Source organism: Polyangiaceae bacterium (assembly GCA_020633235.1).
Taxonomy (GTDB): Bacteria; Myxococcota_A; Polyangia; order Polyangiales; family Polyangiaceae; genus JACKEA01.
Genome location: JACKEA010000006.1, coordinates 635,196 through 656,005 on the forward strand (window position 1 = coordinate 635,196; position 20,810 = coordinate 656,005).

The 20,810-nt window shown below is 67.2% G+C and carries 19 protein-coding genes; 6 read left to right on the forward strand and 13 right to left on the reverse strand.

Annotated features, from left to right (window positions below; all coding sequences use genetic code 11):
* The first annotated feature begins 36 nt into the window (after window positions 1-36).
* Window positions 37-1,218, forward strand: a complete 1,182-nt coding sequence (locus H6717_32585) for a hypothetical protein (protein MCB9581815.1) — start codon at window positions 37-39, stop codon at window positions 1,216-1,218.
* A gap of 2 nt (window positions 1,219-1,220) precedes the next feature.
* Here H6717_32585 and H6717_32590 read toward each other — a convergent pair whose 3' ends face one another.
* The 3 genes from H6717_32590 to H6717_32600 all read right to left on the reverse strand — a co-directional run bounded on the left by H6717_32590 (window position 1,221) and on the right by H6717_32600 (window position 4,693).
* Window positions 1,221-2,438, reverse strand: a complete 1,218-nt coding sequence (locus H6717_32590; GenBank protein MCB9581816.1) for a sigma 54-interacting transcriptional regulator — start codon at window positions 2,436-2,438, stop codon at window positions 1,221-1,223.
* Window positions 2,439-2,546: 108 nt separating this feature from the next.
* On the reverse strand, window positions 2,547-3,266 hold the full coding sequence (locus tag H6717_32595; GenBank protein MCB9581817.1) for a hypothetical protein: 720 nt from the start codon (window positions 3,264-3,266) through the stop codon (window positions 2,547-2,549).
* Between the two features lie 74 nt (window positions 3,267-3,340).
* Window positions 3,341-4,693 carry a protein kinase gene (locus H6717_32600; GenBank protein ID MCB9581818.1) on the reverse strand — a complete coding sequence of 451 codons (1,353 nt, stop codon included), beginning with the start codon at window positions 4,691-4,693 and terminating at the stop codon, window positions 3,341-3,343.
* Window positions 4,694-4,898: 205 nt separating this feature from the next.
* Here H6717_32600 and H6717_32605 point away from each other — a divergent pair, with 205 nt between their 5' ends.
* Window positions 4,899-5,210 (forward strand): DUF1232 domain-containing protein, encoded by a 312-nt coding sequence (locus H6717_32605; protein MCB9581819.1) that lies wholly within the window; start codon window positions 4,899-4,901, stop codon window positions 5,208-5,210.
* 47 nt (window positions 5,211-5,257) lie between these two features.
* Window positions 5,258-5,878: an adenylate/guanylate cyclase domain-containing protein gene (locus H6717_32610; protein ID MCB9581820.1), complete on the forward strand. Its 621-nt coding sequence runs from the start codon at window positions 5,258-5,260 to the stop codon at window positions 5,876-5,878.
* Here H6717_32610 and H6717_32615 read toward each other — a convergent pair.
* Window positions 5,862-8,048 (reverse strand): response regulator, encoded by a 2,187-nt coding sequence (locus H6717_32615; protein MCB9581821.1) that lies wholly within the window; start codon window positions 8,046-8,048, stop codon window positions 5,862-5,864. The genes H6717_32610 and H6717_32615 overlap by 17 nt on opposite strands.
* 76 nt (window positions 8,049-8,124) lie before the next feature.
* Window positions 8,125-8,826 carry a DUF3105 domain-containing protein gene (locus tag H6717_32620; GenBank protein MCB9581822.1) on the reverse strand — a complete coding sequence of 234 codons (702 nt, stop codon included), beginning with the start codon at window positions 8,824-8,826 and terminating at the stop codon, window positions 8,125-8,127.
* 155 nt (window positions 8,827-8,981) lie between these two features.
* Between H6717_32620 and H6717_32625 the strand changes: the two genes are divergently transcribed.
* Window positions 8,982-10,073, forward strand: a complete 1,092-nt coding sequence (locus H6717_32625; protein MCB9581823.1) for a serine/threonine protein kinase — start codon at window positions 8,982-8,984, stop codon at window positions 10,071-10,073.
* On the opposite strand, the gene H6717_32630 is transcribed toward H6717_32625, so the two are convergent.
* Window positions 10,070-13,147 carry a hypothetical protein gene (locus tag H6717_32630; protein MCB9581824.1) on the reverse strand — a complete coding sequence of 1,026 codons (3,078 nt, stop codon included), beginning with the start codon at window positions 13,145-13,147 and terminating at the stop codon, window positions 10,070-10,072. The two genes, H6717_32625 and H6717_32630, sit on opposite strands and share 4 nt — an antisense overlap.
* Window positions 13,148-13,179: 32 nt before the next feature.
* Between H6717_32630 and sfsA the strand changes: the two genes are divergently transcribed.
* Entirely contained in the window at window positions 13,180-13,953 is a 774-nt protein-coding gene (sfsA, locus tag H6717_32635) for a DNA/RNA nuclease SfsA (GenBank protein MCB9581825.1), read from the forward strand.
* Here the strand turns inward: sfsA and H6717_32640 are convergent.
* On the reverse strand, window positions 13,944-14,756 hold the full coding sequence (locus H6717_32640; protein MCB9581826.1) for an NAD-dependent protein deacetylase: 813 nt from the start codon (window positions 14,754-14,756) through the stop codon (window positions 13,944-13,946). The two genes, sfsA and H6717_32640, sit on opposite strands and share 10 nt — an antisense overlap.
* A gap of 108 nt (window positions 14,757-14,864) precedes the next feature.
* On the opposite strand from H6717_32640, the gene H6717_32645 reads away from it, so the two are divergent.
* Entirely contained in the window at window positions 14,865-15,677 is an 813-nt protein-coding gene (locus H6717_32645) for an MBL fold metallo-hydrolase (GenBank protein ID MCB9581827.1), read from the forward strand.
* A gap of 106 nt (window positions 15,678-15,783) precedes the next feature.
* Here the strand turns inward: H6717_32645 and H6717_32650 are convergent, their stop codons facing one another.
* The 6 genes from H6717_32650 to H6717_32675 all read right to left on the reverse strand — a co-directional run bounded on the left by H6717_32650 (window position 15,784) and on the right by H6717_32675 (window position 20,804).
* Complete coding sequence (locus tag H6717_32650; protein ID MCB9581828.1) at window positions 15,784-16,338, reverse strand: cob(I)yrinic acid a,c-diamide adenosyltransferase; 555 nt, start codon at window positions 16,336-16,338, stop codon at window positions 15,784-15,786.
* A gap of 45 nt (window positions 16,339-16,383) precedes the next feature.
* Window positions 16,384-17,478, reverse strand: a complete 1,095-nt coding sequence (locus tag H6717_32655) for a hypothetical protein (protein ID MCB9581829.1) — start codon at window positions 17,476-17,478, stop codon at window positions 16,384-16,386.
* Window positions 17,479-17,521: 43 nt separating this feature from the next.
* Window positions 17,522-17,986, reverse strand: a complete 465-nt coding sequence (locus H6717_32660; GenBank protein MCB9581830.1) for a CarD family transcriptional regulator — start codon at window positions 17,984-17,986, stop codon at window positions 17,522-17,524.
* Window positions 17,987-18,159: 173 nt separating this feature from the next.
* The gene (locus H6717_32665; GenBank protein ID MCB9581831.1) at window positions 18,160-19,233 is read right to left on the reverse strand and encodes a hypothetical protein; all 1,074 of its coding nucleotides are present in this window, start codon (window positions 19,231-19,233) and stop codon (window positions 18,160-18,162) included.
* Window positions 19,230-20,447, reverse strand: a complete 1,218-nt coding sequence (locus H6717_32670; GenBank protein MCB9581832.1) for a tyrosine--tRNA ligase — start codon at window positions 20,445-20,447, stop codon at window positions 19,230-19,232. Before H6717_32670 ends, H6717_32665 begins: the two co-directional genes overlap by 4 nt.
* Before the next feature lie 24 nt (window positions 20,448-20,471).
* Window positions 20,472-20,804 (reverse strand): integration host factor subunit beta, encoded by a 333-nt coding sequence (locus tag H6717_32675; GenBank protein ID MCB9581833.1) that lies wholly within the window; start codon window positions 20,802-20,804, stop codon window positions 20,472-20,474.
* Window positions 20,805-20,810 lie beyond the last annotated feature (6 nt).

Genomic DNA, 20,810 nt, shown 5'->3' on the forward strand with positions numbered 1-20,810 from the left:
GCAGGTGGCTGTCGTGCATGCTATGCACGATGGTACGTGTCCCGGTCTCGGCTCTTCGCATTGGCCGCACTGCTGAGCCTCACGGCGTGCTCGCGCCTCCTGGACTTTTCGGAGGTCACCGGCGGAAAAGCGGATGCTGGGGGAACGAACGCATGCGGTAGCGGCGAGACCCAGTGTAGCGACGAATGCGTCGATCTGACCTCGAACGCGAACCACTGCGGAGCCTGTGACACCGACTGCGGCGGTGGCGCGTGCACGGCATCGAAGTGCCAGCCCTTCTTGCTGGCCCCTCTCGACGGTTGCCATAGCGTGGTCGTCGACGAGACCGGCAGCAACGTCTACGTCACTCGCTACCTCCCCGAGGCCTCGAAGGCGGAGGGCGGCGTCTACAAGGTGGATCTGCAAACGGGTGAAGTCACCGGCGTCGCGTTGGGCCAAAGCGGGGCGGCGTGGCTGCGACGTGCGGGCAAGACTCTGTTCTGGACAACCGAAGCCGCGCCGGAGGCGGTGTGGAAGCTCGACGTGGACATGCCGGGCGCCACTCCCGCGCAGGTGTACCCCAACGCCGGAGACTCGACGCCGAGGCGTCCGTTCGGGCTCGCAGTAGACGGCTCCTTCGTCTACTTCACTGACAAGAACGGTGCCATCGGCCGGGTCCCCGTAGCTGGTGATACCAGCGAGCTCTTGTATCCAAACCTGTCAGGCGTGCCAACGACCTTGGATGTGCTCGGTTCCTGGATCTACTACTCGGAGCACAATCCCGATCCGGGCACGGATGCCATTCGGCGCGTGCCACTGTCTCCCTCCACACCGCCGGACTCGCCGGAAGCGGTTGCGACGAAATTGGAGGGCGCCTGGGGCGTGATCGCGCGCGAGTTGCCCAACGACGATTCAGGTTTGGAGTTGCGCGTGTTCGCCAGCGTGGCCAATGGCGCACTGATCGCCACGCCCAAACCTGCTGGTGGCTTCTCGACGACGGCGGTGAGCAACGAAACGGGTGTGGCGGCGCCCAGCGGCGCGGAGATCATACTGCTCGACGACGAGCTCTACTGGGCGACGCGAGGCGGCGTGGGGGGTTCCATCCAAAGCTATCGGTTGGGCAGCATAGGAAGCGCGAGCGAGTTTGCCAGCACCAACACGCCGGTCGGCGTGACGAGCGTCGGCGACTTCCTGTACTGGTGCTCGCTGGACTTCGGCTTGGTGCGCGCGCGATTGTGAGCTCAGACTCCGTGACGCGCGCGCAGCATGTTGAAGTAGCGACGCCCCACGCCGGCTGCTCGCGCAGCATCGGTCACGTTGCCCGAGTGTGCTGACAGAAGCCGCTCCAAGTACGCCCGCTCGAACTCCGCGACGGCCTCGCCCCGTGCCAGCGCGAGCGCCTTGTCGACTTGGAAGGGCACTTCCAGGCGCTCGCCAGCTCGCGTCCGGTTTCCTTCTTGCAGCGTTGGAGCCAGCTCCCCGAGGGCGAGCCGCCGAGCCACGGCGTTCTCGAGCTCGCGCACGTTTCCCGGCCAGTGGTAGTCCTCCCAGGATTCGAACAAGTCGTAGGGGATCGGAAGAGCCCGTCCGCCGAGCCGGTCCCAGAAGTAGCGCGCGAGCAGCGCCACGTCTCCGGGGCGTTCTCGGAGCGGCGGCAGCTCGACCCGGGCAATGTTCAACCGGTAGAAGAGGTCCTCCCGGAAGCGACCGACTTGAACCTCGAGATCCAGATCTCGACGTGTGGCCGCCAGAATGCGGACGTCGACGCGTATCCAGTCTTGCCCACCGACCCGGCGGATTTCCGAGCGCTCCACGGCCCGCAGGAGCTTGGGCTGCAAGGAAAGGTCCAGGTCGCCTATTTCGTCGATCAGGAGAGTGCCGCCGTGGGCTTGCTCGAAGACGCCAAGTCGGGATGTCGTAGCTCCCGTAAAGGCGCCCTTCTCGTGTCCGAAGAGCGCGGCCTCGACCAAGCTCGGTGCGACGGCCGTGCAGTCGAACACGGCGAACGGGCGCTTCGAGCGTGGTCCCCCTTCGTGAAGCGCTTCGGCCACCACTTCCTTCCCGGTGCCGGTTTCCCCTTCGACGATCACGGGAACGTTGGCGACGGCCAGGCGCTCCAAGAGAGGGTGCAGGCGGCGCATGCACGGGCTACCCCCGATGAGCGGCCCGTAGCGGTCGCTTCCGTTGAGCCCTGGGGTGGGTTCGTCACCGATCTGGCTGACTCGGATCTGAGTGGCCCCCACACCGATGGTCTCTCCACCACGCAAGTAGGCCTCCGCCACACGTACCCCGTTGACGAACGTTCCATTGGTGGAGCGCTGGTCGAACAAGTGAAGCTCGGGGCCTTCGACGGATAGCGCCACGTGGCGGCGAGACACGAGGGAGTCTGTCAAGCTGAGGGCGCAGGTCGCGCTCTGCCCAACCAAGAACTGTTGTGGTGCTGCGGGATCGAGCTCCATCCGGGTGCCTTGGTCTGGCCCGTCCACGACGTCCAGAATGAAGCGTGCGCTCCGCGGCAGCAGCGCGCTCAGGGAGCGTCGAACGGTTGTATCGTCTCGCCCCGACACTCAAAATCGCCCTGAGGCGCTCACCAGGAATCCATGCCCCGATGTGGTGGTCGGCCCGTGGGAGAGCACCAAGTAGGATCCGCTGGCGGCACCGACGACGCCCACCGCCAACGCGATGTCCGAATATGTGGCCTTTCGTTTGGCGGAATCGACCTTGGATTGATCGCACGTTGGGGCGCAGTCCTCCTTGAACCCGTCCAGATCACTCTTGGCGCTCAGCCACAAAGCCGCTGACGCGCCGAGAGCCACGGCACCAATTCCGACCAGCGCGTAGCCGAGGTACGGGGGCGGCTCCGTGGGAGAGGTGCTGGAGGCACGGGCGGGGGCGCGTGGTCGGAGCGCGACCGAGACTCGGCGCCGTGACTCGCCCGGGGCTGCCACGAACTCTCGGGAGACCTTGATGCCGTCGGTGGCGGTCACGCTCAACCGGTGCTTGCCGGGGTCCACGTCGACCGCGGCTCCCACCCAGGATCGCCCTAGCTCATTGCCGTCCAGTCGTACGGCTACGTCAGAGCGATCACGACCCTTTTGGTCACGCACCACGATGACCACGGACGGGATCTCGCTGCGGAGCTCCATGAGCCACTGGGTGCATTGACTCGCGATCTCACCGGGGCATTCGGCGGCGGCGCACTCGCGGAGGTTCTTCCGTGCTTCGAGCAACTGACCAGCGAGACGCTTCTCCTGCGCTGCCACGTGAGCGGCGATGCACGCGTCCACGGACCGTTCTTCTGCTACCGCAGGTCCAGCCCCAAAGCACAGCGCGGTCGCGAGGAGCGGAGCGACGCACCGATCTAGCGTTGACCTAGGCATTCCCGCTTCCAGTGTACTACGCCGCGTTCGTCGACGGTGTAGGGCGGTTTGCAGCTGGTTGGGGGAACCTTCGGTGACGCGGGAGGCTTGGCGGTCGACCTGGGGCGCAGTACCGGCGGCTTCGCCGATGGCGTGGCGGAGGCGGGAGCAGATGCTTCCGGTCGAGGAGCGCGGATCGAGGTCGCCGGCCGCGGTTCGGACGTGCTGACCGCGGGAGGCGGGAGCTTCGGTTCAGCGGCGGGGGCCACGTCTGGTTGCGAGCTTGCGGTCAATACCCGCCCGCCGATCAAGATCCCCGCGCCCAGCAATCCGAGGGCGCCAACGGCCAGACCCACGCCGCGTAGACCCCGTCGCTGTCGTGTCGACGGGTTGCTGTCCGCGGTCAATGCCGTTCCAGTGCCTTCGGCGCGTCGTGGGAGCCCCGTCGCCAGGCTCGGTGTCCCGGTCTCCATGCTCGAGATCGTGGCCGCTCGGTCTTCGAGGACGCTTCCCGCCAGCCCGTGGACCCAGCGCCCCACTACCGTCGCGCTTCCGGGCGCACACGCTTCCTCCAGGGCGTAGGCCATCTCCTCTGCGGTTTGCCAACGTTCAGCGACGTTGCGGGCTAGGCCCTTCATGACCACCGAGTCCAGCGCGGGAGGAACGTCGCTTCGCACGCGCGACGGCGGATCCACGATGCGCGTCAGGACCCGATTGACCACGGCCGCATCGTTGTTCGCCGCGAACAGGCGGCGCAGAGTGAGCATCTCCCAAAGAATGACCGCCGCCGCAAAGAGATCCGTACGGGCGTCCACGTCATCTCCCAAGATTTGCTCGGGTGCCATGTAGGCTGGCTTGCCTTTGAGTTGCCCTTCGCGAGTCGCCTGCAGGCGCCCAACGGCGCGCGCCACTCCGAAGTCCACGATGCGGGGAACTCCATCCTCGCCCACCAGTAGATTCTGCGGCGTGAAGTCGCGATGCACGATCTGGAGGGGCCGGCCGGTCTCCGCCTTCGCGGTGTGGGCCGCATGAAGTCCGTGCAGCGTGGGAACCATGATTCCCGTGATCAGGTCGAACGGCGGCAGCAGTCGGTCTCGCGCTGCTGCGCGCACCAGACGCGACAGCGATTCACCGTGCACGTAGTCCATCACCAACAGGACGTCGTTCTCGTGGATCACGACGTCGAGTACCGAGGTCACGTTCGGATGACGGATCCGGGCCGTCAGGCGTGCCTCGTCCAGCAGCATCGCGACGAATTCCGGTTCCTTGGCCAGGTGCGAGTGCAGCTTCTTGATTGCGACGGTGCGCGCGAAGCCACCTGGACCCACGACCCGGCCATAGTGGACTGATGCCATACCCCCAGAAGCGATTTCACCGAACAGGGCGTATCGCCCAATCACTTTGGGCTCGGACTCGGACACCAGCTTCGAATCCTAGCCGCTGGGGGCGCTGGGACCAATAACTTGTCCCGCGGACGGGAGTCTCGAATTCTCCTCGCGGGTCCGCCTTGACGCGGCGAGACTTGCGCCGCCCGCACTCCGACATACCTTGAGCCGAGGTATGTCGAAAACGACGGTCGCTCCCAAGCCCGAGGTGGTCTCGTCGCTCCGCTTCTTCGTGGATCCCCGCGTCGGCTTCTGGTCGAAGCTCCTGGTGCTGCTCGCGGCACTCTACGTGGTTTTTCCGATCGACCTGATTCCGGATCCCATCGTCGTCATCGGATGGCTAGACGACATCGCGGCCATGGTCACGGCGCTCACGGCACTGTTGTTCGCTTTCCGGCGCTTCAAGAGCCAGGCCACGGCGGTGCTGCCCGGTCGGGGGACGGCCGTGCCTGGTGTGATCGAGACCGACGGCACCGAGGTGCGCTGAGCGCCACGCCGGACCGGCTCCCGCGTGTGGTGTATCCTCACGGCGGTATGGACGATTCGTGGCTATCGAGCAGCGCTGCTCGGCTCTGGCACCTCGTCGCTCAGCGCTGTGAGCGCGGGGCGGACACCGGGGCGATCGATCAGCGCATCTGGGACTTGTTTGGCGAAGAGTGGGCCGTGGTCTTCACCGATTTGGCTGGCTTTTCTCGCGGCGTGGAAAAGTTCGGGATCATCCACTTCTTGCAGGTGATCTACGAGCACAAGAAGCTGCTGTTGCCGCTGGTAGAGGAGCACGACGGCATCCTGGTCAAAGCCGAAGGGGACAGCTTGATGCTCCTCTTCCGTCGGGCGGTCCGTGCTCTGGACTGCTGTCAGGCCATGATGCAGGCGTGCGAGCACGTGAACGGCCGGCGGAAACCCGAGGAGCAGATCTTGCTGTGCGCCGGCATCGGCTACGGCCGCATCCTCCGCGTGGGGGACGAGGACGTGTGGGGCGCCGAGGTGAACGCCGCGAGCAAGCTCGGAGAAGACCGCGCCAAGGCGGGCGACATCCTGATCACGGACGCGGCCCGGGCGCAGCTCGCCCTGGAGGGCCGCGTCGAGCTGTCACTGGAAGAGATCGACGCGGAGGTGCCTGCGTCCTTGCACAACTTCAAGCTCCGGCGCTGAGGCTTGGCCGGTCGCTGCCACGGGACGCGGCCAGCGCGATCTGCTCTCGCAGGCGTTCCACGTCCACGGGCTTGTCACACACGCGCTCGTGCATGCGCTCGCAGAACTCGCGGGTCTCCGCCGTGAAGGCGCCCCCGGTGGTGAACACCACGCGCTGGGCGACCTGGGGGCTTCGCCGTTCGATTTTCTCGTACAGCTCTATGCCCGTGGTTCCCGGCATCATCACGTCCGTCACGATGGCGTCAAATGGCTCTCCGTCGTCCAGCCGTTCGAGGGCTTCGGTCGCCGAGCTGCACGCCGTCACCTGGTAGTGGCGTCGGAGCTCCCGCGCCAGCGCCCGAAGCACCGCGGGTTCGTCGTCCACGACCAGGACCCGATAGCGTCGGTCAGGCATCGAGCGGCGGGGGCGCGGGCGGCTCGCGGGCTCGGATTCGGGTTCGGTCGCCGGCAGAACCACTCGAAATGTGGTGCCTCCGACCGCTCCGCCGTCGATCTCGATGTCTCCCCCCAGGGCACGCACCGTTTCACGGCAGATGGTGAGGCCCAATCCGGTTCCCGCCCCCACGGGCTTGGTGGTGAAGAAGGGATCGAAGACGCGATCACGGATCTCCGGCGCGATACCCACTCCGGAGTCCCGCACCTCGCACACGGCGCGGGCACCGTCGACGAACGTGCGCAGCTCGATCACGTTGTGACTCGGATCTCCTTCCGGGATGGCGTGCAGGGCGTTGACCAGCAGATTCAAGACCACCTGCGCGAGCTTGGTCTCGTTTCCGAGCGCCGTGGCGTGGTCGCGGTGCTCGACCTGAACCTTGGCGCGTTGCCGGATCTCGCTTTGAACCATGGCAACGGCGCTGTCGGCGACCTCGGAAAGGCGCAGGCGCGTGCGCTCTTCCTCGGAACGCGAGAACACGCCCACGGCCCGCACGATGTCGCGGATGCGCCGCGCGCCGAGCAGCGCGCCGTCCAAGAGCTCGCGGCCAGGGCCGGCGGCGGCGTCTCGTTCGAGCTCCTCCAGGTTCAAGATCACGTAGCTCAGGGGATTGTTGATCTCGTGGCTGATACCCGCCGCCAGCGTGCCCACCGCCGCTAGTCGGTCCGCCTCCATCAGTCGTCCCGTCAGCTCCTTCTTTTGCGTCACGTCGTGCGCGACCAGTACGAAACCGGGCTGGTCGTCGATCTCGACCTCCGCTGCGCCGAGCTCCACCAGGGTGTCGCTCCCCAGGTGCAGCTCGACCCGCGAGTCGGTTTCGAACAACTCGTCGCGGGCCCCCCGGGCAGTGGGCAGCAGCTCCCACAAGCTTCGATTCAACGCTCGAGTCTCCGGGATCCCCGTGAGCTCGGCCATGCCCCGGTTCCACAGACGCACCTTGTCTTCGCTGTCGACCAAGACCACGCCGTCCGCCACGGCGGCCACCACGTCGCGATACAGCCGCGCCTGCGCGCGCTGTTGGAGCCGGGCGTCGGCGGTCTCGGCCTCGCTCGTCTCCAGCATCTGGAGGTACTTGCCGACGTCGTGCGCGACCAGGCTCATGGCCAGCGCCAGGAAGCCATACTCCACGGTGGAGAACGCGGGCCAGTGTCCCAGGGCCGCCATCGCGAAGGTATGCGCCGCCACGCCGCACCACACGGTGAGCCCGATGAAGAAGTAGCGTGTCTCCCGACGCCGCGACTTGGGCGCGCGGCTGACGACTACCGTCGCGAGGATCGCCATCAGGACGCCGTATCCGGAGAACAGGTCCACCAGCGTGTTCTGCGTCCGGCGGTAGACGGGGTTGTCCCCGGCGATGGCGGTGAAGGGTTGAACGTCCGTCACGACCCAAGGGGAGAGCAGCAGCACCGTGCTCACGCTCCAGGAGGTGAGCAGCGCGGCGCGCCGCCGCGGCGTGAAGCGCGCAGAGACCGCCAGCGCCCAGGCCAGGGCGGCGTGGGCCGCCGTCCCGAGCAAGACCCCTTCGAGGCGGGACAGCACCAGCGCCGTCTCGGCGCCGGCGTCGTAGTGGATGGCCATGCTGGTGGCGTAGCCCCCGGTCACCACGCACAGGATCGCGAGCCACAGGTGCTCGGAGCGATGGCGTCTCAGCGCGTACAAGCGCGCCTCGTAGGACGCGAGGAGGCCGGCCATTCCAGCGATGGCGGCATCGGCGACCGAGAGGGGGGAGACGTTCATGAGCCCGAGGACGGGATTGCCCGCACCTCGACGAACGGCGATCGATGCAGAAGCTTGAGACCCGCCGCTGATGGAATCAGAGCCCGGCTTCCATGAAGCCGCCGTCGAAGCCGGCTTCCACGCCGCCATCGGACTCGCCGCAGTCGCTCGGGACCACTAGGCCGCCATCCTCGTTGATCAAAGTCACGCCGTCGGAGCAGATGTTCTCCGGGCCTTTGCCCTCGTGAGCGTAATAGAAGTCCGAGAACACGTCGGGCTCGAAGCAGTCGCTACGGAGCGTCACGCCCCAGGCCGCGGCCGCCCAGCGGGTGGGTAGAAGTGGGTCCGGCGTCAGGATCACCCGGCGCTTCACCGAGCTCGTTTTCAAGCACAACGGATCCGCGGATAGTTGGGCGATCCACGTCTTCGCGGCGTCCACCTCGCTGCCGCAGTCCGTGCAGCTGTAGGCGACGACCACGGCGCCGTGCTCCATCGCGTGCACCCAGAAGCCACGCGGGATGGCCTGATCGTAGATGCCGAACTCCGCCCAGAAGCCATAGTGGGGCCCCGAGGTCGGAGGGTTCGACGAGTACTCCACCAGGGAGCACTCGGCCACGTGGGGGGAGGGCAGCAGGGGGTAGTGCTGGAGCACGGCGCCGCACGTGCTGCCGTCCACCGGCATCGGCTCGTAGCTCGGCGCGTCAGCGCCGGCGTCCTTTGCCGGTGTGTCCGTGCTGTCGCCGCCGCAGGCTGGGACGAGCAGCGCGAGCGGGAGCGCGAGCCAAAGAGCCGAATGCACGACGACGAGCGTAGGACGTTTCCGCGGCGGGCCAACAAACAAATCTCGAGCTTGTCGAGCAAGGGCTTGCTCGATCGTGCAACGCCGGGACCCTCGAGACTCGCCTTTGCCGAAGCATTGGAGCTGGCACGACGGTTGCTGTTCTTTGCAGGGCCATGGTCCTTCCCGAGGGCAGCGTCCTCGCTCAGCGTTACCGCCTGGAGCGGATGATCGGGGCGGGGGGATTCGGCAGCGTGTACCGCGCGACCCACCTGGTGACCGAGCGGCCCTGCGCGGTGAAGGTGCTCTTGCCGCACCTGGCTCGGGAGCCGGAATTTCGAGAGCGCTTCTTTCGGGAATCTCGGCTGACGGCGCAGATCTCGAGCCCGCACATCGTGCAAGTGCTGGACGCTGGCATCGACGACGCTTCCGACACGCCGTACATCGTGATGGAGCTCTTGCGTGGGGAAGATCTCTCCCGGCGCCTCAAGCGCAAGCGCCGCTTCGAGCTTTCGGAGGTGGTGCAGTACCTCACGCAGCTCGCCAGCGCGCTGTCGGTCACCCACGCCCAGGGCATCATCCACCGCGATCTGAAGCCCGGCAATCTGTTCATCGAGAGCCGCGACGACGGTGGTCCGCTCTTGAAGGTGCTCGACTACGGCATCGCCAAGGTGCTCGAGAATCGCTCCACGCGGGGAGCGACCCGCAACATGGGAACGCCGATGTACATGGCGCCGGAGCAGTTCGGAAGCGAGCGCCTGACGCCGCGCGTGGACGTCTACGCCGTGGGCATGCTGGCGTTCACCTTCCTGGTAGGGCGCCAGTACTTCGCGAGCGAGTGGACGCCGAACGAAAACCCCTTCGTGATGGCCGACATCATTCGTCGTGGACCCACGGAACCGGCGAGCGTGCGGGCGCGGCGCTACGGCGTGAGCTTGCCCGAGGGCTTCGACGACTGGTTTCGGAAGGCGACGCACCCACAGCCGCCGCAACGCTTCGCGACGGCCGACGGCGCGGTGATGGAGCTGACGCGGCTGTGTCTGCAGCGACCGCGGCGCGCGCCGCTGACACCGACACTGATCGACATTCCGCTTCGGCCTCCACCCGGACGCTCAAGCTCAGTTCCGGTGGCCCTGGCCTCCGTCGCGATCGCCGTGTGGCTCGCGATCCTGACCGTGGCGGGGCTGGCCCTCGAGGGAGCGCGCCAAGCCGGGTTCGCGAGCCCGGAGCAGTTACCGCTCTTGCCCGCGCGGGTCCTGCCCCGCTAGCTGGCCGGCTCCACCGTGATGGTCGCTTCGAAGGGCACCGTGTCCGGCGGGTTGTCCGGATCGAAGCCGAGGATGCCGCTCAGGGTGTCGTAGGCGCCCTTCTCGTCGAAGCCGGCCAGGGCGATGAGCGCGTTGACGATGTCGTCGAGCACCATCTGCCCTGCGAGGGTGAGCTCCGTGCCGAACGCCGTGGGTGTCACGTCGCCGCTCACGACCATGCCGGAGATGCGTACCTCCAGCGTGACCTCACCACCGCCCGGCGGGGAGATCGGGATCTTGGCGTCGAAGGGCTCCGTGGCGAAGGCTCCCGAAGCCGGCGTCGCGGAGGCGACCATCACGCGGGTGAAGTCGAGCTTGCCGTCAGCGCGCGTCTCGGGAATCAGCGCGAGCTTGGGCGTGGCGCCCGGCACCCAGCCGAAGTGCATGCGGGGCACCAGCGTGGCGAGGAGGTTCCGCGCCAAGTCGCTGTCCGGCTTCACCAGGTAGAAGCCGTCCTTCGCGGTCTGGGCGCGGACGTTGGCGCGCACTACGGCGCCCTTCAAGGGCAGGGGCTCACCGGACAGGGTGATGTTGCCGCTCACGGCCCACACGGCTTCCTGGTTCGGGTAGTCGTGGCTGGTGTCGGCGGTCGTGACGGTGGTGCCATCGCCCAGATCCAGGCTGCCGGTGAGTCCCTCGATGCTGGGCCAGCTGACGTTCACCACGCTGCCCGGGGGCGCGAGCACCGGATCGAGCACCACGCTGCTCTCACCGCCGATCTTGCCGTCGATGATGTCCGATGCCTGCTCGTGTCGGTTCTTCCAGTACCAGAGCAAGTGCGTCTTGGTGTGTACGCGATAGGGATAGGTCGTGCCGTTCGACACCGCGGTCTCCGGCGTCAGGCCGCCGCCGTATTCCTGCTCCGGCGGGTAGCGGTACATGGTCTCGCGACGTCGGATCACGGTCTCGGCCTGGGTCAGGGTTTCGGCCGCCGCCGCGAGCTTTTCCTTGGCGCGCGCGGTCGGGTCTCCCGTGCCCTTCAAGGTGTCTTCACGATAGGCGAGCACGGCGTCGTACAGCTGTTCCGCCTGCTGCGCGCGCAGCTTGTCGATCTCGATGCCGTCGGCGATCTCGTCGAACCACGGCAGCCCGGCGCTGGGCACGTCGGGTCGCACTGCGGCAAGCCGCGCCTGCCAATCGTCGTAGGCGTCCACCATCTCGAGCAGGCGCTTCTGATCTCCGAAGCGGAAATCCGACAGCTGACTCTTGTCCCAACCCATGACGGTGTTGAACGACGTGCGCACGGGCCGGAACTCGAAGCCCGTCACCGCCGCGATCTCGTCTCCCGGGTCTTCCCCGGCCAGGTAGGTGTAGAGACCGCCGGGCTTGCCGCCCACCCGCGGCTTGTCGAGCAGGTAGTCCTTCTGGTGATCCATCAGCTCGTTCATCACCTGGACCACGGTGTCGCGAGCGTTACAGCTGTCGGGCCAGCTGTCCTGGGTGCAGAAGGGATCGGCGATCTCGCCCAGCACGGCGTCCATGCTCACGTCGGTGTTCCAGTGCCAGATGCCGACGGCGTAGTCCTGCTGCCAGTAGCCCCACTCCTGGCCGCTGTTGAACATCTTGTGGCCTTCCAGCGTGCCCCCGTTCTTGGCGAGCAGTGGGCGAACCAGCTCGATGTCCCGGTGCCGCGCCCAGATGTAGAGCGGCAAGTACGCCGGGATGGGATTGTCGAAAGACAGCCACCACGCGCCTTCGGGGAAGTACGTCAGCGGGCGCCCCGCTGCGGAGGCCTTCTGCATCAGGCACAGCTTGTGGGCGAAGCTCACCTGATCGTAGACGTGGGCCGGCCCTTCCAGCGGATAGAACATCACCGTGTGCACCTGCGTGCCGAAGCTCGGGTCGGTGTGGAACGCGAGATCGTAGTAATCGCCGCGGCCGGCGGAGTTGGTGCCCGGTGGGCAGCCCAAGTCGTCGTAGTTCGGCGTCGGCTGGGAGCCGGTGGTGTGATCGTTCACCACGATGCGCAGGTCGGGGCGAATGGCTTGAGCGCGATGCCCCGCCCACTCGATCCACTGCACCGTCTCCTGATCCGGCGTGACCGTGAATTCCGTCGGGCCGAAGTGGATGCCGAACTCGGTCACGTCGTCTCCGGCGCCGTCGAGCTGAGCGTCCACGTAATCCTCGATCTGCTTCTGCGGCGGTACCGAGGAATTGGGATCCACCACGGCGGTGGCGCCCTGCTGCTGATTGTGGAGCGTGATGCCGCGACCGGTCGGGAAGCCCATGAGCCGGCGCAGGGCGTCCAGCTCCTGAGCCCGCGCGGCGCGCGATTCCTGACTGGCGATGCCACGACCCGCACCTCGGAAGCGATTTCCGCGGTTCTTCACGATCCAATCCTCCACGTGCTCCGCTTCGTCGATGGGAAAGCTCGAGTCACTGAAGGCTTCCAGGTGCTCCAGGGGGTGCGCGCCGTGGAAGGTGTAGGAGCGCGCCGCGAAGTCCGGCACGTAGTCCTGAAGCGGCTTTCCGTCGGCATCTCTCTGAGCGATGACCGTCGCCGTGCGCGCGCGCTCGCGGACCTGCGCCCTGGGCACCTGCGGCACCCACTCTTGTTCCGGATGATAGAAGCGCGCGCCCAGCCGGCGGAGCAGCTCGTAGATCGCGTACTGGTCGGCCAGCTTGGAGGCGCCGGAGAGGAACACGAAGGTGGCGCCGTTGCCGTGGTCGAGTCGATTGGTCCACGTGCCGCGGTCGTTGCTCACGATGCGATAGGAGCCGTCCGGCAACTCTGCCACGTCGCCCTGCTCGGCGAGGTCGATGACGATGGCCAGGCCGGCGCGCTCGTGCTCGGCGGCGTTCGTCACGTCGTCCTCGCTGGCGCTGGCGGGGAGCCGTACCACCGTGGGCGCGATCCCCACCATCGTCGCGACGTACTTCTCGAGAGCGCTCACGGTGCGCTCCACCGCGGGGTCCGCAGCTTCCGGCAGCAGCACCACCACGGCGCCGCTCTCCGCCCCGATGTAGGGCTCGTCGTCACCGCAGCCGAAGAGCGTCAGGCACAGCAATACCAGGGGCAGGACAAAGCGCCTCATGGGCTCAGCATGCCACGTGCTACGAGGCCTCCGTGACCGAGATCCGTCATCCCCGGCCGCTGATCTCCGGGACGCTCGTGCGGCGCTACAAGCGATTCCTCTCCGACGTGCGACTTTCTGGCGGGCGTGTGGTCACGGCCCACTGCGTGAACCCCGGCGCCATGGAGGGGCTGGTGCGACCGGGTGCGACGGTGTGGCTCAGCGAGGTGGACGCCGATTCCAAGCGCAAGCTCCGCTACACCTGGGAGCTGATCGAGGTCGATGGGGGTTTGGTCGGCGCGAACACTCTGGTTTCGAACCGCATCGTGCGCGCCCTCCTGGAGACGAAGCCCCGGGGCTTCGCCCACGACGAGCTGCGCGCGGAGTATCCCTACGGCGAGGGATCTCGCGTGGACTTCTGGCTTCGGCGGGGCCAGAAGGAGCACTTCGTGGAGGTGAAGAACTGCCACCTGGTGTACCCGGACGGGCGCGGCTACTTCCCGGACTCGCGCAGCGAGCGCGCCGCGCGGCACCTGGCGGAGCTGTCCCAGGTCGTGCGCGCCGGGCATCGCGCTACGGTGCTCTTCACCGTGCAGCGCCCGGACGTGCGCGCCGTGCGCCCCTCGGACGTGCACGATCCGGCCTTCGCCGCGGCGGCCCGCGCCGCCCTCGCCGCCGGCGTGCACTTTCGCGCGGTGCGCATTCGCCCCACGCTTTCGGGCTACACCGTGGAGGGAGCGATCCCGGTGGATCTTCGGCCTTATCCCACGCGCCGCATCGAGGGCTGGCGTCGCGACAACGCCTCCACCTCCGGATCTCAGGGCTGAAGCGCCAGCGCCAGCGCCGGCAGCACTTCGCCGGCACGCCCTTCGACGCGCAGCGTGGCTTCTCCGTCCGCTCGCGTCGGCCCAAGATTCACCAGCGCCACGGGGATGTTCCGCTCTCGGGCGCGCCGCACGAAGCGGTAGCCGGAGAACACCGCCAAGCTGGAGCCGACCACCAAGAGCGCATCGGCGGTGTCGAGCAGCGCGAAGGCGTCGTCCACCACCGGCCGCGGTACGCTGCCCCCGAAGAACACGACGTCGGGCTTCAACACGCCACCACAGGCCCGGCAGTCCACCACGCGGAAGTCGTCCACGCCGCCCAGCTCCGCGTCCCCGTCCGGGGCCATCGCCGCGTCCTCCGGGGAGAACCCTGGATTTTCTTGTAGCAGCCGCGCCTGCACTTCGCTCCGCGGTTCCACGGTGTCGCAGCCCAAGCAGCGCACCCGCGCGAGGGCGCCGTGCAGCTCCACCACCGTCCGGCTGCCCGCGGCGTGGTGCAGGCCGTCGACGTTCTGGGTGATGACGCCGCTCAGGTGCCCGCGCCGCTCCAGCTCCGCCAGCGCGTGATGCCCGGCGTTTGGCCGAGCCGCGGCCATCTTCGGCCAGCCGACGACGCTTCTGGCCCAGTAGCGCTGTCGCGCTGCGGAGCTCTCGACGAACTGCCGATGCTGGATGGGATTTCGCGCCCGCTCTCGCGTGGTTGGGCCGCGATAGTCCGGAATGCCGCTCTCGGTGCTGATGCCGGCGCCGGTGAGCGCCACGAAGCGCCCCCGCGTGAGCAGCTCCGTCAGCGTCTCCAGGCTCATCCCATGATCTATACAGCACCGCGGCGCCGCGTCACGTGGTAGCCCAGGCCAGTGACGCGCACGCTCTGGTCCGTACTCGGCAACTCCCAGCGCCTGGATGGCGGCGCGATGTTCGGCAACGCGCCGCGGCCGCTGTGGCAGCGCTGGATCGAACCGGACGACAAGAACCGCATCCCGCTCGCCTGCCGCGCCGCTCTGGTGCGCGAAGACTCGGGCAAGACGCTGCTGCTCGAGACCGGCATCGGCGCGTTCTTCGAGCCCAAGCTGCGAGAACGCTACGGCGTGGTGGAAGAGCGTCACGTGCTGCTCGAGAACCTGTCCGCCCTCGGCGTGGAGCACACGGACGTGGACGTGGTCGTGCTCTCGCACCTGCACTTCGATCACGCCGGCGGCCTGTTCGCGCCTTGGCGCCCGGATGCCTCCCTCGAGCTGCTGTTTCCGAAAGCCACCTTCGTGGTCGGCGCCGAAGCCTGGCAACGCGCGAAGACGCCCCACCCGCGAGATCGCGCCTCGTTCATCCCGGAGCTCGTCCCGCTGCTCGAAGAGAGCGGTCGTCTCGAGGTCGTCGAGGGGGCCACCTCTCGCGCTTTGGGACCGGACTATCGCCTTCACTTCTCCTCCGGCCACACGCCGGGGTTGATGCTCACGGAGATCCCCGCCGCTGACGGTCCCATCGTGTTCGCCGCGGATCTGGTGCCGGGCGCCGCCTGGGTGCACCTGCCCATCACCATGGGCTACGACCGCTTCCCCGAGCTGCTCATCGAAGAGAAGACGCAGCTGTTCGCTGATCTCCTCGCGCGCCGCGGCCGTCTGTTCTTCACTCACGACCCCAAGGTCGCCCTCGCTCGCCTCGCTCGCGACGATCGCGGCCGCTACCATACGGCACAGCCCACCGAGCACGTCCAAGCGTTGCCCTGTTAGCCCGCTCATTTCGATTTGATGTTGGCTCGCCGCGGAAAAAGCGTTTCCGCGGCGGACCGACAAAGAAAACGAGCTCCAGCGCCACCGAGCCCGCAGCCGGGTGAATTCAAACCCCTCTTGGCGACCAGGGGACGTCGGGGATGCCCGCTTCGTGGTTCGCGCGTCGCGCGAGAGCGAACAGCAGATCGCTCAAGCGATTCAGATAGACCACGACCTCGTCGCGGATCGCCGTCGCGTGGCGAGCGGCGAGGGTGCGGCGTTCCGCGCGGCGACACACGGTGCGCGCATGGTGCAAGGCTGCGGCCGCCGCGCTGCCTCCCGGAAGCACGAAGGTCGTCAGCGGCGCGAGGCCCTCTTCCGCGGAATCGATGGAACGCTCCAGGCGAGACACGTCTTCGTTGGATACGGGCGTCATCCCGAGCTTGTCTTCCTTGCCCGGCGCGCACGCGAGCTCTGCTCCGAGCGTGAACAGATCTTCTTGCACGCGTGCGAGCACGGCATCCACGGACTCCGGCAGCCCAATCGCGCGCGCGGCGCCGATCACGGCGTTCGTCTCGTCCACCGTTCCGTAGGCTTCCACGCGAGGGTCGTCCTTACCGACGCGCTGTCCACCGAAGAGCCCCGTGGAGCCGCCGTCTCCCGTCCGCGTGTAGAGCTTCATGTCGACCCATTAGAGCACATCCCACGCTGTGCTCACGTCGAGCTGTCAGCCGACGGACTGAGCGAAGGCAGCGTAGCCCGCGCGCCACAGCTCGAGGTCGGTCTTGGCACCGTCCACGATCTGGACGCCGAAGCCTGGGGGCACGGTGGCCGTCTCGCTGTGAGCGACCCCGCGGCGCCACGCCACCTGACCGACGAGGCGCACGCGCCGCTCACTGCGAGGTGGCGTCAGCTCGAGCCACACCAGGTCGTCCTCCGGCGGCGCCAGCGTCCGCACGTACAGACCCCCCGCGCTCAGATTGAAGCTGAAGCCGATGTCGTCTTCGTCGCGCCCGGCGCCTCGGAACGCCACCGCGGTGCCGTACAACAGGCGCGCGCTGGCTCGCTTGTTCTCGCAGGAATGAGACAGCTCGTTCAGCAAGAACAGCACGTTTTCCGGAGGAGCGTAGCCGTCCATGGGGGTGGCGTGCTCCACCTCGCCGAGCGCTTCGCGCCAGGCTTTGAGCTCCCGCGGCGGGCACGGCACCAGCCACAGGGCATCGGACCGGCCGGCGGCGTCCTGCACGAGCTCCTCGGTGCCGCCCTCCAGGTCACTGCCGGCGACCACCACACGCACCTCGGGATCCTCGGCAAAGCCGCGGGCGTCGTTGGCGCTCACCGCGAAGGTCACCGTGAATCCAGCATTGCGAAGAACACGTCCGAGGGCGATGCGCCGCCGTCGATCCGGATCGGCGATCACCGCCTTGCCGCGGCCATTGACCGGACTTTCCGCCGCTTCCCGGGGCAGGGCCCGCAATCGGCGCAGCAACCGCCAGGAAGGCTCCAGGGACACCACGTCGTCTCCGCCCCAGCCAAAGGCATCCCCGAAGGCCAGGTCCGTGACGTCCTCCACCCGGGACAGGATGGGCGTGCGTGCGGTGCTCGACTGGATGCGAGCATCGAGGGCGATCTGAGCTGCATCGCTCCGCTCCCCGTCGATCAGGATCGCCTGGGGCTGATGGTCCGTGAGCCACGCACTGGCGCTCTCGGCGTCCTCCTCCAGGTGCAGCTCGAACGCCGATTCCTGAGCGACGTTCGAGAGTTGGTGGCGCCGGGCGCGGTTGAAATGGCCGAAGGCGAGGAGCGAACGAGCGGCAGTCATGGTGCTACCGATCCGAACGGACGGACCGGAGCACGCTTGAGCCTCAGGCGGAGAAGATCTCTTGGATCTGGGTCTCGATGCTGGCGCGGCTCACCTTCTTGGCGAGGGCCAGCTCCTGGATCAGCAGGCTCTTGGCCTGGTCGAGCAGGCGGCGCTCCCCGAAAGAGAGGTCCTTGTCGAACTTGAGCCGGTACATGTCCCGCAAAACCTTTGCGATCTCGCCGGGGAGACCGCTCTTCAGCATCTCCGTGTAGGCCCGGAACCGTCGGTTCCAGGGCTGAACGTCCACGGCGACCTCGGGGGCCTTGAGGATGTCGATGATCTTGTCGGCTTCCCGCTTCTTCATCACGGGGCGGAGGCCCACGCGCTCCGCGGCATCCGTCGGGACCATCACCTTGAGGCCGGAGTCGATGATCTTGAGGACGAAACAGGTGCTGGGCCGACCGCCGAGCTCCCGCTGCTCGATTTCCACCACCTCGCCCACGCCGTGAGCGGGATGGACGGCCATGTCACCATTCTTGAAAGCCAGGCGGGGCGCCTCGTTGACCTGCGACGATTGCATTGACGTCTCCTGCCGTTGGGCTCGGCCGAATTGGCGGCTCAGCGCCGCGGACCGCGCCTCCTACCACCGGCCGATGCTCGGGGTCAATCTGCCTTTCTCCGAATCCAAGAGACTGAAAATCAAGGCGTTTCCTCGGGCAACCCGGGTGCTTTGGGCTCTCCCGGGGCCTTCGGCGGCGACCCTCCACCGGCCGGAGCTGGCCGAGGAAGGTCCATGATTTCCCATACTTCCGACAGAACTGCAGCTCGCAGGCCCTGGGCCAGAGGCATCACGTCGAGCTCCACCGTCATCTTCAGCTGATCCGGCAGCGCCGACACGATGGGCGCGGCGGCGGGATGGTCCAACCCCAGCAATCTTCCGAGGTTGCTGGCGGCCAAGTCGTCCCAGGCGTCCACCAGTCGGGTGGTGGCGTCCGGCTTCGGCCAGTCCCCCGCCAAGACCAGCGTCACCTCCACCTTCTTGCCGGGCAGCGGCCGCACCGAGACACCGATGGCGACGGCATTGATGAGCAGTCCTCGGGCGCCGCGGGCCCACTCTCCTTCGAACGGGCCCGGGGCGTAGAACGCCAGGGGAGCGGACCCCACGGATTTGGGCAGTGCCGACAGCGCTGCCCCCGACAAGGCTGGGGGCGACTTCTTGAGCTTGCCCAGGGCGTACAGCTCGACGACCCGCGCCGGGGTGGCCGAACCCACCGATACCGCGCCGAGCTCACCATCAATCAAGACCAGGGACTCGGGGGTCCGCCCGATCACTCCGGTGATGCGGCGGATCTTCTCGTGGGGAGAAACGACGCGAGGGCCTCCTACCAGGCGTTCCGAAAATTGTCGCTGTACCGCGGAACCGGAGTTGTCGAGCTGGAAGAGATACAACGTCGAGTAGTCGAAACCCGCGGCGACCCCCGCCGGCAGCTCCCGGAGCTCCACCCCGCTGCTCTTTGCGAAGGCATCGAGGCGCGGCTCGGGCAACAGCAGGGCCAGGGCGTCCTTCAAGGAGGGGGCACTCGATAGCTCCGCGGGCCGCACGACCACCATCCAGCGCAGGCCCGCCGCGGGCACGAAGTCGGTGAGCGGCCCTTCGTGGAGCGGCGCGGCGGCCTTGGGCGTCTCTGCGGCGGTCTTGGGCGCCGGCGCGGGAGCCCCGCACGCCGCGAGCAACGTCGCGGCGATCACGGCTCTGCCCCAGCGTCGCGTCACTTCACCAAGATTCGGCAAAAGCGTCGCTTTTTCGAGCCGATACGCACCAAGTACGGACCGCCGGTGGCCAGCTGGTAGAAGCCGTCCGTCACCCGTTCGCCCTCGACCTCCACCCCGCCCTGGGTGATCAGCCGTCGAGCCTCCCCCCCGGACTTGGTCAGTCCCGCCTGGGCGATGGCTTTGGCCAGCTGGATGCCGTCCCCATCCGGGGCGACGCTCACTTCCGGTACGTCATCCGGAACGCCGTGGCCCAAGTAGGTCGCCTCGAAGGTTCGTCGAGCTTCCGCTGCGTCATCCGAGCTCCAGAAGCGCGTGACCATCTCGATCCCGAACGCCGCCTTGGCGGCGAGGGGATCTTCGTTCGTTCGCAGCTCTGCGATCTGAGCGGTCGTCTTGGCCGAGAGAAGCTCGTAAAAGCGCCAGATCACGTCGTCCCCGATCTGCATGCACTTGCGGTAGATCTCGACCGGCGCCTCGGTGAGTCCGATGTAGTTGTCAGCGGACTTGCTCATCTTCTTGCCCACGACCCGCCCTTCTTCGATGCGCGCGTCGATGCCCTCCAAGATTGGGGTCGTCATCACGATCTGGGGCGGCTTGCCATAGCGCTGCATCAGATCCCGCCCGACCATCAGGTTGAAGAGCTGATCCGTACCCCCCAGCTCCACGTCCGCATCGAGCGCGACGGAGTCATAGCCCTGGAGCAATGGGTAAAGAAATTCGTGTAGATAGATGTCCCGATGCTGCTCCATGCGCTCACGGAAGTCGCGTCGCTCGAGGGTACGCGCCACGGTGCGCTTGGCGGCGAGGTCGATGACCTGATCCAGTGCCATCGAGGCTAGCCACTCGCTGTTGTAGCGGACCTCGGTCTTGTCCCGATCCAGCACTTTGAAGGCCTGATCCTGATAGGTCTTGGCCGAAGCCAGCACCTGCTCCCGGGTCAGCCGGGGTCGCATTTCGTTCTCCCCCGTGGGGTCCCCGACCATCGCCGTGAAGTCGCCCACCAGGAACACGCAGCGGTGCCCGAGGTCCTGGAACTGTCTCATCTTTTGGAGCAGCACCGTGTGGCCGATGTGCAAGTCCGGACGCGTGGGGTCGAAGCCCGCCTTGATGCACAGGGGCCGTCCGCTCTCCAAACGCTCGAGGAGCTCGTCGCGCTGATGAACGTCAACGACGCCGCGAGTGAGCTCGACGATCTGCTGCTTGGGGTCGATCACGCGGGCCTTATACCCCGCGGACCGTCAGTCGTCGTTGTCGTCGTCGTCGTCGCCATCGTCCGTGAGGACGCTGGAGTGGCGGCTGTTGTTCACCAGCTCCTTCAGCTCCTTGCCCACCTTGAAGAAGGGCAAGCGCTTGGCGGGCACGGGAACGGGCTGGCCGGTCCTCGGGTTGCGACCGTCGTAGGGCTTGTAGGGCCGCACCGTGAAGCTGCCGAAGCCACGGATTTCAATGCCTTCGCCACGTTGGAGCGCTTCCGTCATCGCGTCGAACACGCAATTGACGACCTGCTCCGCGCGAGCCTTGGTGAGCTCCCCACGGGCCGCGATGGCTTCGATGAGCTCGCTCTTGGTCATCCCCGT